This window comes from Bacteroides sp. 224 (genome assembly GCF_010500995.1).
Taxonomy (GTDB): Bacteria; Bacteroidota; Bacteroidia; order Bacteroidales; family Bacteroidaceae; genus Bacteroides.
The window spans coordinates 53,627-67,334 of record NZ_QVMK01000009.1; the positions used below are offsets into that span (position 1 = coordinate 53,627).

Annotated in this window: 13 protein-coding genes and 2 pseudogenes; 9 read left to right on the forward strand and 6 right to left on the reverse strand. The window is 38.1% G+C overall.

Annotated elements, in window-relative coordinates; genetic code table 11:
- The first annotated feature begins 11 nt into the window (after positions 1–11).
- The 8 genes from D0T60_RS06360 (at position 12) to D0T60_RS06395 (ending at position 6,976) form a co-directional block, all read left to right on the forward strand.
- Complete coding sequence (locus D0T60_RS06360) at positions 12–935, forward strand: amidohydrolase (RefSeq protein WP_163217320.1); 924 nt, start codon at positions 12–14, stop codon at positions 933–935.
- 389 nt (positions 936–1,324) lie between these two features.
- A complete protein-coding gene (locus D0T60_RS06365) occupies positions 1,325–1,897 on the forward strand; it encodes a GNAT family N-acetyltransferase (protein WP_163217321.1) in 573 nt (190 codons plus the stop codon).
- A gap of 77 nt (positions 1,898–1,974) precedes the next feature.
- The gene (locus D0T60_RS06370; protein ID WP_163217322.1) at positions 1,975–2,349 is read left to right on the forward strand and encodes a VOC family protein; all 375 of its coding nucleotides are present in this window, start codon (positions 1,975–1,977) and stop codon (positions 2,347–2,349) included.
- Positions 2,350–2,510: 161 nt separating this feature from the next.
- Positions 2,511–3,287, forward strand: coding sequence for an N-acetyltransferase (locus tag D0T60_RS06375; protein WP_163217323.1), 777 nt, complete (start codon positions 2,511–2,513; stop codon positions 3,285–3,287).
- A gap of 40 nt (positions 3,288–3,327) precedes the next feature.
- Positions 3,328–3,708 (forward strand): lipocalin family protein, encoded by a 381-nt coding sequence (locus tag D0T60_RS06380; RefSeq protein WP_163217324.1) that lies wholly within the window; start codon positions 3,328–3,330, stop codon positions 3,706–3,708.
- Between the two features lie 160 nt (positions 3,709–3,868).
- The gene (locus D0T60_RS06385) at positions 3,869–4,141 is read left to right on the forward strand and encodes a hypothetical protein (protein ID WP_163217325.1); all 273 of its coding nucleotides are present in this window, start codon (positions 3,869–3,871) and stop codon (positions 4,139–4,141) included.
- Positions 4,142–4,863: 722 nt separating this feature from the next.
- A complete protein-coding gene (dcm, locus tag D0T60_RS06390; protein WP_239059507.1) occupies positions 4,864–6,270 on the forward strand; it encodes a DNA (cytosine-5-)-methyltransferase in 1,407 nt (468 codons plus the stop codon).
- Positions 6,227–6,976 carry an NgoBV family restriction endonuclease gene (locus tag D0T60_RS06395; RefSeq protein WP_163217326.1) on the forward strand — a complete coding sequence of 250 codons (750 nt, stop codon included), beginning with the start codon at positions 6,227–6,229 and terminating at the stop codon, positions 6,974–6,976. The genes dcm and D0T60_RS06395 overlap by 44 nt, the downstream gene beginning before the upstream one ends.
- A gap of 322 nt (positions 6,977–7,298) precedes the next feature.
- Here D0T60_RS06395 and D0T60_RS19035 read toward each other — a convergent pair.
- The 5 genes and pseudogenes from D0T60_RS19035 to D0T60_RS06420 form a co-directional block, all read right to left on the reverse strand.
- Positions 7,299–7,457, reverse strand: a pseudogene (locus D0T60_RS19035) (helix-turn-helix domain-containing protein); the annotation flags it as partial.
- Between the two features lie 225 nt (positions 7,458–7,682).
- Positions 7,683–8,336 (reverse strand): hypothetical protein, encoded by a 654-nt coding sequence (locus tag D0T60_RS06405; RefSeq protein WP_163217328.1) that lies wholly within the window; start codon positions 8,334–8,336, stop codon positions 7,683–7,685.
- Positions 8,337–8,370: 34 nt separating this feature from the next.
- Positions 8,371–9,135, reverse strand: a complete 765-nt coding sequence (locus D0T60_RS06410) for a hypothetical protein (protein ID WP_163217329.1) — start codon at positions 9,133–9,135, stop codon at positions 8,371–8,373.
- A gap of 81 nt (positions 9,136–9,216) precedes the next feature.
- Positions 9,217–9,762 carry a hypothetical protein gene (locus D0T60_RS06415; protein ID WP_163217330.1) on the reverse strand — a complete coding sequence of 182 codons (546 nt, stop codon included), beginning with the start codon at positions 9,760–9,762 and terminating at the stop codon, positions 9,217–9,219.
- A gap of 391 nt (positions 9,763–10,153) precedes the next feature.
- Positions 10,154–12,217, reverse strand: a complete 2,064-nt coding sequence (locus D0T60_RS06420; protein ID WP_163217331.1) for a UvrD-helicase domain-containing protein — start codon at positions 12,215–12,217, stop codon at positions 10,154–10,156.
- 135 nt (positions 12,218–12,352) lie between these two features.
- Here D0T60_RS06420 and D0T60_RS06425 point away from each other — a divergent pair, with 135 nt between their 5' ends.
- On the forward strand, positions 12,353–12,937 hold the full coding sequence (locus tag D0T60_RS06425) for a phosphoglycerate mutase family protein (protein WP_163217332.1): 585 nt from the start codon (positions 12,353–12,355) through the stop codon (positions 12,935–12,937).
- On the opposite strand, the pseudogene D0T60_RS06430 reads toward D0T60_RS06425, so the two are convergent.
- Positions 12,934–13,697 (reverse strand): annotated as a pseudogene (locus tag D0T60_RS06430) (LuxR C-terminal-related transcriptional regulator). The gene D0T60_RS06425 and the pseudogene D0T60_RS06430 sit on opposite strands and share 4 nt — an antisense overlap.
- Between the last annotated feature and the right edge of the window lie 11 nt (positions 13,698–13,708).

Genomic DNA, 13,708 nt, shown 5'->3' on the forward strand with positions numbered 1-13,708 from the left:
ACAGAATAGAGATGGACTTTAAAATCATAGATGCCCATGCACACCTTTGGCTTACTCAGGATACAGAAGTAAATGGACAGAAGATAAAGACAGAAGAGGGAGGTAAATCCCTCTTCATGGGAGAAATACGCCAAATGGTTCCTCCATTTATTGTAGACGGAAAGAATACCGCCGAGATATTCCTTTCGAACATGAACTATGCGCAAGTATCAGCCGCCGTCATCACTCAGGAATACATCGATGGCGTGCAAAACACATATCTATCAGAAGTCGAAAAGAAATATCCCGAGCGCTTCTTGTGTTGCGGAATGTTCGACGTGAGACAAGCCGGCTATACAAACCATGCCAAAGAACTGATCGAAAACGGATTTAAGGCCTTGAAAGTTCCCGCACAACGCTTTTTCTTACCCGAAGGACGTGTATATCTCACCTCAGACGAAATGATGGATATATTCAGGACGATGGAAGAAAATAACATCATTCTATCCATCGACTTAGCCGACGGAGATACGCAGGTGGGCGAAATGGAAGAAATTATAGCCGAATATCCCAACCTCAGAATTGCGATTGGTCATTTCGGAATGGTTACCCGTCCCCAGTGGCAGGAGCAGATAAAACTTGCCCGAAACAAAAACGTAATGATCGAATCAGGCGGTATTACATGGCTGTTTAATGACGAGTTTTATCCTTTCACGGGAGCCGTATGGGCCATCAAAGAAGCGGCGTCACTGGTGGGTATGGACAAACTGATGTGGGGATCGGATTACCCAAGAACGATAACAGCCATCACCTATCGCATGTCTTACGATTTCATTGTGAAGTCTCAGCTACTGACTGAAGAAGAAAAAGCGCAGTTTCTGGGGATGAATGCGCAGGGGTTTTATCGGTTTAGTGAGTTGATAGAGCTGCCTTATATTAAGAATATGTCGGAGTAGTCAAGGGGGAATGGGGGAATGGGGGAATGGGGTACAATGGCTGTAGGGTTAAAAGCTATCAGTATTTATACTAAATAAACAGTCATAATATTGCTCCGTTTTTGTATTTTACAAGTAGAAATGCATATTCCTTTTTTTATCCCCTTTAACTTACCTACCTTTGTGCCATATTTTTAAAACATAAATTACCTTTGCAGTCTATGTGTAAAGCTAAGAAGGAGTCCGTGAAGTAAATAACCCTTGATGCAAATCAAAGGTTATCCCATCAATTTGTACTCAGGCATATTCTTGCCCGAGTTATTTCTATATTTTATAATCAAGTAAATCGCACACCAATGATATAGATAGCAGATATCTGCATATATATACGTGCTCAAAAAAACAAAGAAATGACATATCCAAAAAACATACAGATCAGAGAAACAAACGCGAACGACTTCAATGACATCATGACTGTCGAAAAACAAGCCTTTGGCTACGACAAAGAAGCCCAATTAGTAGCCAAGCTATTGGCAGATAAAACGGCAGAACCCATCGTTTCGTTATTGGCTTTTCACCAGGGTGAAGCTGTCGGGCATATCCTTTTTACCAGAGCTTACTTTGATAATCAGGAAACACAGCCGATGATGCACATACTCGCCCCTTTGGCAGTCAAACCGGAATATCAGCGGCAAGGTATCGGTGGGATGCTGATTAAGGCAGGTATCGAGAAATTGCAGGAGAAAGGTTCAAACCTGGTGTTTGTATTAGGCCATGCGGAATACTATCCGAAGTATGGCTTCCTGCCCGATGCCGCCCGGTTGGGTTATCCGGCTCCTTATCCGATCGCGGAAGAATACAGTGACTACTGGATGGTTCAGGCAATCGGTCCGAAAGGATTTGAAGTAGGCAAAGGAAAGATGCGGTGTTGCGATGAATTAAACAAACCGGAACATTGGAGGGACGACGAATCGGACAGGTAGTTAATGTCCCTTTTTTACGATTCCGACATGCTTCCATCATCTACCTTTGCATTGTCAAATCAATAAAAGTAAAAACAATGAAAACATTAGTAGCATTTTTCGAGATTCCTGCCGCAGACTTCGAGCGGGCAGTAAAGTTTTACGAAACAGTATTTAGTGTTAAACTGACTTCGATGGACTGTGGTCACGAGAAGATGGCTTTCTTCCCGGAAGAGAACGGACTATGTCCCGGAGCTATTTCATGGTCGTCGGCATTCAATTTCAAACCTTCTGATCAAGGCGTATTGTTGAGCTTGAATATTGAGTCGATGGAAGCTGCTATTCAGTCTGTCGAAAAGGGAGGTGGACGAATCCTCATTTCTAAGACAAAGATTGAAACAGAGAACAGAGGTTATTTCTCAGTCTTCATCGACAGCGAGGGAAACAGGGTCGGTCTTTATTCCGATAAGTAAGCTCTTTGCAACACTCACAGGCTCGTAAAGCAGGAATTAATTTATAATTTACTTAGAAAGAGAAGAAGGAGAAATTTGATATGAGCACCTGTCAAGCTATTTTGCCAAGTCTTTTTTTATCGATATTTTTGTAGACAAGAAACAAATACCAATAAAATACCATGGAAGCAACCTTTATTACACTCAACAAAGAGAATATCGGGAAAGAACATATCTGCTGCGCCTTTTCCGACAAAAAATGTAAAGACAGCTACGAGTTGAAAAAGGAATGGTTGAAAAAGGAGTTCGACAACGGGTATGTTTTCAGGCGATTGAACGAGCGCGCAAAGGTGTTCATCGAATACACTCCTGCGGAGAAAGCATGGGTTCCTGTCGAGGCTCCTAATTGGCTCATGATAAATTGCTTCTGGGTATCGGGACAATATAAAGGGAAGGGATATGCCAAAGCCCTGCTTCAAACAGCCATCGACGATGCAAAGCAACAAGGAAAAGAGGGCTTAGTGACTATTGTCGGGACAAAGAAGTTTCATTTTATGAGCGATCCTAAATGGCTTATCCGACAAGGATTTGAAACCGTTCAAACACTCCCTTACGGATTCAGTTTGCTCGCACTGAAATTAAAGCCGGAGGCCGATACTCCATCGTTCAATGAGAACACCTTAAGCGGAGAATGTCCCGATAAAAATGGCATCGTGGTTTATTATTCCAACCGTTGCCCGTTTACGGAATACCATATCCAAAATTCATTGCAAGAAACGGCACAGAAAAGAAATCTCCCGGTGAAAGTCATTAAATTTACCGGCATGGAAGAAGCTAAAGACTCCCCTACTCCGGCAACTATATTCAGTTTGTATTATAACGGGAAGTTCGTCACTACCGACCTTAGTACTTGCATGGATAGCCGATTTGATAAGGTAGTAGTGGGGATATCGGGATAAGACAGGATAAGTTAATTACATTCAAACTAATTAAAATATTATGACGAAGTTATTATTTGGTATATTACTTTCTTTCTCATTTGTGGTATATGGTTGTAATGATTCTATAAGTGAATTACTTATAGGAAAGTGGCAAGAAAAAGAATATTCACATCATAAATATTCTAAAGAGTGTGATTATAAAGGTTATATAGAGTTTAAAAAAGGTGGAACAGCTATATTCTATGATGCCTGTGAAAATAAAACTGATTTTAGTCGTTGGTCATTAGATGATAATATTTTAATAATTAGATCAAATCTACCCCTGATAGATGATTTTACAGTTAAAATTATATCAATAAATAAAAATGAAATGGTATTTGAAGAATCAGATGTGAATTTTGGAGTAGGACATACTACTAAATATAAAAAGATGAATTGAGATGCACCCTAATAAAAAGAAAAGATCCTATTTGATGGATATTCCTACTGCTTCCCCCTTGCAAGCCGACAGGCGCAGCTCGGGGAAAACGAGGCGCAATCCACATCCTGCTCTCCGTAGGAGGGCGACCCTAAAATAAAAATACAAACTAACCTATAGAATGAATCAAACAGATAAAGATCTATATATAGCCATTGACGAAATCTTATGGAAAGATTGGGATCCAATAGGCGTGAACGACAATGAGAATATCAGAGACGAATACCAAGGTTATACCCCTCAAGTCTTCAAATTAAAGAAAAAGGGTGCAGATCTTCATAAGATTACTCAACATTTATATCAGCTGATAACTGTTAACATGGGAATGACAGGAGATAAAGACCTTGTATTGAATCATTGCAAAGCAATAGCGCAAAAAATCCTTGATTTATAAGATAACATGAAAACCCAAAAGTCAATAATTATTCAGTCCCTTTTGCCTTTGCCGCAAACGTCGACTTGCCTTTGCGGCAAACGCAACATCATCTTTGCGGCAAACGTCGACCTGCCTTTGCCGCAAAGGCAAATCGATGTGCAACAACACCCCCTACAGCCCCTTCACGGGCACTTTGGCCGACTCGAACGTTTCAACTCGACGTGTGAATAAATTACTTTCGTTTTATTTCGTGGCAACAACATAGATGCTTTTGTTTTTTTGAATCATGTACAAATTGGTCAGATTTTACATGTAAAATCCGGCCAACTTATACGGTCGAAACGATTGATTTAACCGTATGCGACAGCTGATTTAGCCGCATGAGTTGGTCGACTTAACCGTATGAGTTGACTGATTTAGCCGCATGAGTTTAGGTCTCAATGGCAAAAATTATTAAAACCTATAATTCCAATTTGCTAAATCCAGCAACAAAGAGATGTACTTAAAAGGGAAATATATCACATATTCTCACTATATTTGCCAAATAATGCTAAGGCATGGATTATCAATATGCTGTTTGCTGAGAAAATAAAACTCTTAGAGATGAACGACAAATGCGACAAAGACAAGTTGCCGCAGCTTTGGATATTGAACCGCAACCTTAAAAACGTGGCTTACAGACTAAGTTTGTTATATTGTTAAGGATGAGAAAGTAGATAAAGATGTACTGAGTTTGGCGCATGAAAACATTAAAAGGCATGAAAATAGACAATAATATAGCTTCTAATCAAAAAATTCGTTTTGTCGACCTTTTCGCAGGAATAGGTGGTATTAGATGTGGTTTTGAGCAAGCCGCCAAGGAGTTTGGATGGAAAACAGAGTGTGTCTTGACTTCTGAAATAAAGCCTCATGCAATTGAAATATTGAAGCAAAACTACCCAAATGAAAAAATAAGTGGTGACATAACAAAGATTCCATCTGCCGAGATTCCCGATTTTGATTTTCTTCTCGCAGGTTTTCCTTGTCAGGCATTTTCTGCCGCAGGGAAACGTTTAGGATTTTCAGATACTCGTGGTACTTTGTTTTTTGAAATAGAAAGAATTTTAAAGGATAAAAAGCCTTTTGGATTTATTTTAGAAAATGTTGAAGGATTAATAAACCACGACAAAGTAGATAAAAACGCAAAAACAGGGCGAACTCTAAATATAATTATTGAGCATTTAAAAGATCTTGGATATAAAGTTGAGTGGAAATTGCTTCACTCTAACAAATTTGGATTAGCACAAGAAAGAAAAAGGGTTTACATTGTTGGGACCAGAGTTGAAGTCCCATCCTTAGATAATTTTATAGAATGTAGTGCTACATTGGATTCTATAATTGAGCAAGGCAAGCCAACAATTAAAAGTAAATTTACCGAATTGTTACTATCACATTATAGCATTGAACAGCTTTACGGTAAATCAATTAAGGATAAGCGAGGAGGTGATAATAATATACATAGCTGGGATATTGAATTGAAAGGAATTGTGTCAAACGAACAACGAAATCTGCTGAATATTCTATTTAAAGAACGTAGAAAGAAAAAATGGGCGGAAGAATTTGGAATTGATTGGATGGACGGAATGCCATTAACTCTTACGCAAATCTCGAGCTTCTTTCAACATGAGAATTTGAAGGAATTGCTTGAAGATCTTGTAAGAAAAGGTTATTTAAAAAAAGAACATCCAAAAAGGTTGATTACAGAAACTAATATGTTTGGAGAAACAAAAACACATAGGCAACAAGATCCAACTTTGCCTTTAGGTTACAATATTGTTTCCGGCAAATTAAGTTTTGAGATTAATAAAATCTTATGTCCCAATGACATTGCCCCAACTTTGGTTGCAATGGATATGAAGAAACTTTTTGTCGCAGACAACGGGGGGCTAAGAACATTAACTTTACGAGAAGGGCTAAAGCTTTTTGGGTTTCCTGACTACTATAAGTTTGATATAGGAATAGATGAAGGCTATGATCTATTAGGAAATACCGTAACTGTTCCTGTTGTGAAAGCCGTAGCAGAAAGACTTTTTAATATTTGGATAAAAAATCACACTACGAAGTATGAAATTAACAGCGCAAGAAGTCTACGACAAATTAATGCTTGAAGACAAAATTCTTGAAGTAAAAGGGCAAATAAAGTTTTATCTTGGAGATGTCAGCATCGTTGTAAAACAACGCGATGTTGTTGGAAATATAATGCAGGAATGGCTTGAGGGGTGGCTAAAGCAGAATGAAATATCATACAAACTAAATTCAAATACCCAAATGCCTCCTGATTTTTATCTTAACCCTGATGACTTAACTTCAGAGCTATTAGAAGTCAAAGCTTTTAATTATGGCGCATCACCAGGGTTTGATATTGCGGATTTTAATGCTTTTCAATCTGAAATTATTGAAAAGCCATATATGTTACATACTAAATATCTGATATTTGGTTATCAAATGCAGGAAGATGGTTATGTGGTCATCAAGAAGTTGTGGTTACAAAGTGTTTGGGAAATTTGTCGCCGAATGGAAAATTGGCCACTCAACTTACAGATAAAAGACAAAGTAGTTCATAAAATACGCCCTTGCACGTGGTATTCAAATGGCAAAAACATCAAGTATAGACCATTTGAAAACATAGAAGATTTTATATCTGCTATGGAACAGACCGTGTATCAGAATCCTAAAACAAGAGAAAAGAGTGGGGAATGGTTGAAACTCTTTTTGCGAAGCTATGAAAAGCAATTTAATGAGAAGTTGAAGATCCCACGTTGGAGTGATATTGAGGATAATTACATTGTCAAAAAAGAACAGAAAAAAGAATGAGAATCAATGTCGAAAGTCCCATTGCCCGTTGTTCGCAAAGGTTTCGTCTTGAAATAAGATCTGAAAGGTCAGGTCGCTTTGCGATTTCTGCGAAAACCTTGCATATCTATTTTCAAGACAAAGTGCTATACGCTAATAACGTACAATGAGATAGTGCGGCTATTGTAAATTTGAATTTATCTATTAACTCTGCAAAGTGTGAATTTCGACGAAAAACACTGAAAAGCCGACGATGGAAAATCGCTAGCATCAAAGATTTACGATTCTATAAGTTTTGATTATAAGGTAGTTAGCGCAAAACGCATGAAACCTCTCTCGCATTTCATTTAAACTCCGACGGATTTATCCCCTCATGTTTTTTAAAGAACTTAGACAAATGACTGATGTCCGTAAATCCAAACTCATTAGCTATCTGTTTAAGTTTTATTTCTTTTGTCTGCAATCTTTGTTTTACCAGTTGCAACAATAGTTTTTCCAAATACTCACGGTAAGTTTAAGTCTCAATGGCAAAAACAAAACAGAATTGGGTAATAAGAGAGGTTTTAGGATGTAATTCAAATTGTTTCTTAAATATTTAGTATTTCTGCGAGTGGTATAAGATAGTAAAATTGCTTTAGAATGCCCTCGTTAAACGAAACAGTCGCAAATGAATTAAAACAATATGGAATAGAATTCATCCAAGGGGTGAATAGTCTGCCTTAGGTATTTACCTTTCAATTAATTTTATTTCTCTATCTATCTCTCTAATTTTACTATTCAGATTATCTAATCGCATTCTGATTCCATCAAGTCTAATGCTCTTGTCTAACGAATCCGGAGACGCCAATAATTCTTGATTTTCTTTTTCAATTTCTTTGAGCTGACAGAAGTAGGCTTCTTTCTCTTTTTTGTGTGATATTATCCATTCTGATAATTCTTTGCTTTTCGCCAGTTCTTTCAAGAGAAAGGCATATTCAACATCTTGTTGCCCTCGATAAGCAATTACTTTATTTATATCTGAAAATATATCTATCAGCTTTACTATGTTTTCCAACTCATTCTCCAACCAATTCGACAATTTATTTATGTCAGTCTTATTTGTTATAGTTATCCAAGAATTTTCCTGTTGAATTGCACCTCCTCCAAAAACACCCTTTCCTCCAAAAAGTAAAGAAAAGCGTCCGCATAAAATCAGATAATTGATTCGGAAGTTTTCCTCATTTTCTTCCTTGTAATATCGCTGACTTTGAATGTCCACCTCAATTTGAAAGAATGATAAATCCCGATAAAATCTCACTCCTTTCTTCTGAAAATTATTTCGCTTGAAAAAAGGTACCACAATTTTCTTTATTAGCTCTTTTTTTATTTCTAATGCTGTCATTATATAGATTTTATTCTCGTTTCCAAAGTATCATTTAGTTTATAAAACAATTCGGCAAATCACTTCTGAGTTTTTTTAATTCTGATTGATTTGCTTTAATACTCAAGATTCTTAACATTTTCAAGTCAGAAAGAATTTCAGTTATATTCTTCTGTTTTACTGCATTTGTATTTATCAAATGTAAAATCCGAATATTTCCGCACTTGCTTAGAAAATTGAAATCGGTTATGCTATTGTTTAAAGACAAGTCCAATACTGTAAGTTTTTCGTGTCCTCTTAGTGAATTAAAATCAGCAAACTTATTGCACTTTCGCAGGGCTAAATGTTTGAGCTTTTTATTTGTTTCAAGATTTTCGATTCGTGTTAAACGAGGCATATTGACAATTTCTATTAATTCAAGATTCGAGTTATCGGGGAGAATAACCGTTTCGCAAACTCGATTAGAACTTAGTACAAGTTTTTTTAATTGCAACATATTTGACAAATCCAAAACCCTGCTTTTGTCTTCTTGAATGTTTAACTCAAGATATTCTTTTTTCAAATGATTTGCCGCTGAAAAATCTTCATATTTTAAAAAGAACTCGGCATTCACAGGAATTGTATTTATATATTTATTTCGAATGATTACAACAAGAGCAAACAAATCTTTTTGTGTAAACTCACTTTTATCAAACAAATCTCCAAAATCATCAAAAGATATTAGTTGAGGAATATCTTTCAACCATTCAGAAACTTCTTCTACCCCAAAGCCGTCTGGGGCTGTTTGTATTTTATATGTTAGAATCTCTGCTAAATTCATCGTTCTCACCTTTCTCTGTTGCTTACACACAACGTCCGGCGGCTTGCCTATTATTTTTTGTCTTACTGATATATTTTAATATTACATTGTTTCATAAGAAATCCACTCATCATTAACTTCTTCACAAGCATTACATATTGTCTTTATTGTAATCCAATCAAAACCTTCTGCCCAATCATCTTGATCAAATTCATCTCCACATTCTTCTATAAAATCTTCTTGTCCTTGAGAATGAATATTGACTATCATTGAATGTTCAGATTTACAACATTTGTTACAATGCCATTTTTTAGTGCTTGGTCTTGGTTGGTCTTTTGAATCGCCTCCACAAACAAATCCATTCCAACCGTGAAAGTCATTGTCGAAAATCAAATGCTCTTTATTGCAACTATTACACTTTACTTTTACTATCAAGAAATAGTTTCCGTCAATTTCAGTTACTTTGACTACTTGTTCTTTAGAGTAATCGGAATCATCAGCAACGATTTCAATTGCAAAATTTTCAGACCCACAATCACAAGTGATTTTCCCCGTGATTTCAAACTCACTGTTATTATCTCCTATCGGTTTTAAGATACTTTTTAAATGTTTTGGAACAGGTATCATCTTTCTATTTTTATACTTCAAAAGAAGCGATTGTTAATTAATACTTTCTATTTCGCCCAAAAATACTATTTATCTGTCAAACAAGTGCTATACTCCATATATATCTAAGGAAACTATTGAAAATTTGATGCGGTTGCCCTGAATTGGAACAATGGCGAAGAACCAATCCGCTGACAAATAGTTTGGATTGGCTACCTGTCTGAATCAGGGAGTTAAACCCGGGAATCCTATCATAGACCTCCTACGGAGCTCCTGTTTGATGGATATTTCTACTGCTTCCCCCGAGCTGCGGCTTCGCCTTGCAAGGGGTTATCCACGTCTGAAGTCCTACGGACTTGTCTTGTTTGCCCAAGCTGTCAACCTATTCCAGTATAAGACAAAGGATGAATAATCCGAGTTAGACAATTTCTATTCACGTTTGAACAAAACCCGTTAAACAATCATTGTAAGTCAACGTCAGTTTATGCATTGCCCTTGTCACCGCCACATAAAGCATACTTCTATCAATTTCTGAATTGTAATTCTTATTGCTTACTTGCGGAACAATTGCTTCATCAAACTCCAAGCCCTTTGCCATGTGAGCAGAGGTAATAATGGTGCCTTGTACAAAAGCGAAACTTTGGCTGGAAAGGAAATAAACATCATCTACATAGGCTTTTAACTTATCCGATAGTTCTTGTGCTTGCGATTCGGTTTTACAAATAATTCCAAGCGATTTATAGTCGGTTTGCTTAAAAGTGCTTATCAGCTTCACTATTGCAGCAATTTCTTCTTCCTCATTCTTGCACTTCAGGACTTGCGGTTTCTCACCATGTCGAGCGATGGGTTCTAAATCTTCGTTTTTCCGGATGTTTTGTGCAAACTCGGTAATCTCGTAGGTTGAACGATAGCTCTTACACAACTTCATCACTTCACCCGAAGCAAAGGCTTCCCGGATCATCTCCGCAGTAGATGAGCCGTAAGGATTTACCGACTGGCTGGCATCGCCCAGAATGGTTTTTCTACAGGGATAAAGCTTCTGTAAAACTTTATACTGGATGGGCGAATAATCCTGCATCTCATCTACCAAGAGGTGTTTGACCGGGGATTGCATATTATTTCCGTCTAAAGCAATATGCAGATAGACCAGCGGAGCGAGATCCGCATATTCGAGGGTGCGGTTCTTGCGCATCTTGAACAGTTCCGGTTTGCCAATCCATTCAAAAAAATCTTTGTAGACCTGCATATCGTTATTCCCGGCAAACATATTTCGAATCTCTTTCTTAAGCATGTTCCGCTGGGCAGTGGTAACGGTGATATGGTATTGAATTTGTGCCATTTCCAGAATATAATCCGTCATCGTTTCAAATCTCAGCCGCATGGGATAGCGGTTGAAACGGCGGAATTGTTCTTCGATGTATTCGGCAGGGATGGCAACAAATTTAGTCAATTTTACATCTGTAGCCTTGAAATAAGTATTCTCAATATGCAGGATAAACCGATTGAGTTGAGAAATAAAACCGAAAGAAGCCTTATACTGTATCCGTTCGATAAAGTCTGTGGCAGGCTTACCGAGCAATTCATTGACCTGCTCAAAAAAAGTTTGGTATTTGTATTTGTTACTTAATACGCCTGATAGGATTTGCTCGATGCCGGTTTCGGGTACGGTTTCCTCACCGAGTTCGGGAAGTACGTTCGAGATATAATCGGCAAACACCTTGTTGGGCGAAATAATCAAAATATCTTTCGAAGATAGGGTTTCCTTGAAAGTATAAAGCAGATAGGCGATGCGGTGCAGGGCGATGGATGTTTTGCCCGAGCCGGCCACCCCCTGAATGATAAGCGCTAAAGCATCTTCATTACGAATAATCCGGTTTTGCTCCCGCTGGATAGTGGCAACAATATTCTTCATTTTATCATCTGCATTGGAGCTGAGTTCTTTTTGTAGAATATCATCGTGAACGGTTACGGAACTTTCAATCATAAATTCCATGCGCCCTTTTCTGATGCGGTATTGACGTTTGAGGAAAATATCTCCCTCAATCTTTCCTGCGGGAGAGAGATAAGAAGCCACTCCTAGTTCATAGTCGTAGAACATGGCAGAGATGGGAGCGCGCCAATCATAAATAATATTCTTCAGACTCTCTGATTCGTAGAACGAATGTATACCTATGTATAGAGGCATAACTTCTTTTCCCTTATATCTTTCCTTGAAGTCAATCCGCCCGAAATAGGGAATGTCTAATATCTTCCTCAGGCGCCTGCGTCTTGCAAAAACCTCTTCGCCAATCGCAAAGACATTCAAAATATTTCCCCTAACCTGGGTTATTTCGTGAGGATCGATATCGCGGTTATCCCAAAGGTATTGTTTTTGATCATTCAGGGTTTCCACTCGCTCTTTTACTGACGCGTCTGCATTACTGATAGTCTTATTCAGCAAGTTGATAACCTGCTGCAAATACTCACGTTCTTGTTCTTCTGTTTTATTAAATACCATAAAGCACTTCTTGTTATTACATTAATAAAGACACAAAAGGGTGCACAAAATTACGGCATTCTGGCGGCGGATAAAATGGCTATTTATAGCTATTTTCAGGTCGATTGTGTATCTTTGCATGCTCAATAAAACAAGATGAATATCCTTAAACTTGCAGAAAAGAATCAGCAGTCGGCATGGAATGTGCTGAAAGAGACCCGCATTATTCCGGCGTGGGAAAGCGTTGGAGCAACCGTCAACCTAGTTGGCTCACTTAAATCCGGCTTGCTGATGAAAAGCCGGGATATAGATATGCACATCTATACGGGTAAACTTGATATAGCAGAAAGTTTCTCTGTTATGCAAGAGTTAGCAAAAAGACTACCTCTGAAAGAAATCCATTACATCAACGGAATTGACACAGAAGAAGAGTGTATCGAATGGCATGCCCTGTATGAGGATAAAGAACGGAACACATGGAAGTTCGACATGATTCATATCCGCCGGGGATCAAAGTACGATGGCACAGTAGAGCGGGCTACCAGTGCTATCATCAAACAACTAACTCCTGAGCTTCGCCAAACAATTCTTCAAATCAAATACGATGTGCCGCAGGGTATGCTTATCCCGGGGATAGAAATATACCATGCCGTTTTTACCGGTGGAGTGAAAACGTATGAAGAACTGGAGCAATGGCGAAAAAGCAATCCACTGACTAATAGTTTAGATTGGCTGCCTTAATAGATGATCCCAAGGCCGCGGGCAATATTGATTGCCTCCATTACATTGTCCACATCGAGTTTAGCCAATATATTCTTTCGGTGATTATTAACCGTATGAATACTAAGACTCAATTTATGCGCAATCTCTTTACTCAAGAAACCTTGGCGTATTAATAACAGAATTTCTTTTTCCCGGTTAGTTAATTGTTTCTCTGCCGGAATGAGCATCGGTGCAAGTATCTCGCCCGTCTTACTATTAATAACCGTCCGCTTGATTTTTCCGTAAATAGTTGATCGGGAGATATATCCACAACCCCCATAATAATCCATGCCTTTCCGTTTCTATCCTTTTCAAGAACCTGCTGACGGCTGATTACATTTACATACTCCCCTCTGCCATTCAGTATCCGGTATTGAAACACCTGCCGATAATCGTTTCTTTCCGCCTGTGGAAGCGAATAGATAAACTGTCCATGCTCAATTTGGTATTCCAACAACTGAGAGCGATCATCCGGATGTATCCTTTCTTCCAACACATCGCCCTGCTCCCGTATTGTTCTTATCCATGTGGGATTATACCCCAAAATAGTAGAAAAATTATCAGAAGCAAAGTCATATCTAGCCTTGAATACATCAACTGTAAAGATGCAACTTTGGCTCATTTGCGAGAAACTCTGTATCGATTCTCGTTTCTTATTCCACCAATCATAGTCAACGTCAAGACTACTAATCTGCTGTCTTGACCAAAGTTCTTTTGGGCTTATATTATTGGGAATCATGAGGTAAAATT

Excerpts from the sequence above, each read along its gene's own strand:
- D0T60_RS06420 (WP_163217331.1), bottom strand. The coding sequence starts at position 12,217 with ATGGTATTTAATAAAACAGAAGAACAAGAACGTGAGTATTTGCAGCAG.
- D0T60_RS06360 (WP_163217320.1), top strand. The coding sequence starts at position 12 with ATGGACTTTAAAATCATAGATGCCCATGCACACCTTTGGCTTACTCAG.
- D0T60_RS06375 (WP_163217323.1), top strand. The coding sequence starts at position 2,511 with ATGGAAGCAACCTTTATTACACTCAACAAAGAGAATATCGGGAAAGAA.
- D0T60_RS06365 (WP_163217321.1), top strand. The coding sequence starts at position 1,325 with ATGACATATCCAAAAAACATACAGATCAGAGAAACAAACGCGAACGAC.
- D0T60_RS06405 (WP_163217328.1), bottom strand. The coding sequence starts at position 8,336 with ATGACAGCATTAGAAATAAAAAAAGAGCTAATAAAGAAAATTGTGGTA.
- D0T60_RS06425 (WP_163217332.1), top strand. The coding sequence starts at position 12,353 with ATGAATATCCTTAAACTTGCAGAAAAGAATCAGCAGTCGGCATGGAAT.
- D0T60_RS06395 (WP_163217326.1), top strand. The coding sequence starts at position 6,227 with ATGAAATTAACAGCGCAAGAAGTCTACGACAAATTAATGCTTGAAGAC.
- D0T60_RS06385 (WP_163217325.1), top strand. The coding sequence starts at position 3,869 with ATGAATCAAACAGATAAAGATCTATATATAGCCATTGACGAAATCTTA.
- D0T60_RS06380 (WP_163217324.1), top strand. The coding sequence starts at position 3,328 with ATGACGAAGTTATTATTTGGTATATTACTTTCTTTCTCATTTGTGGTA.
- D0T60_RS06410 (WP_163217329.1), bottom strand. The coding sequence starts at position 9,135 with ATGAATTTAGCAGAGATTCTAACATATAAAATACAAACAGCCCCAGAC.
- dcm (WP_239059507.1), top strand. The coding sequence starts at position 4,864 with ATGAAAACATTAAAAGGCATGAAAATAGACAATAATATAGCTTCTAAT.
- D0T60_RS06370 (WP_163217322.1), top strand. The coding sequence starts at position 1,975 with ATGAAAACATTAGTAGCATTTTTCGAGATTCCTGCCGCAGACTTCGAG.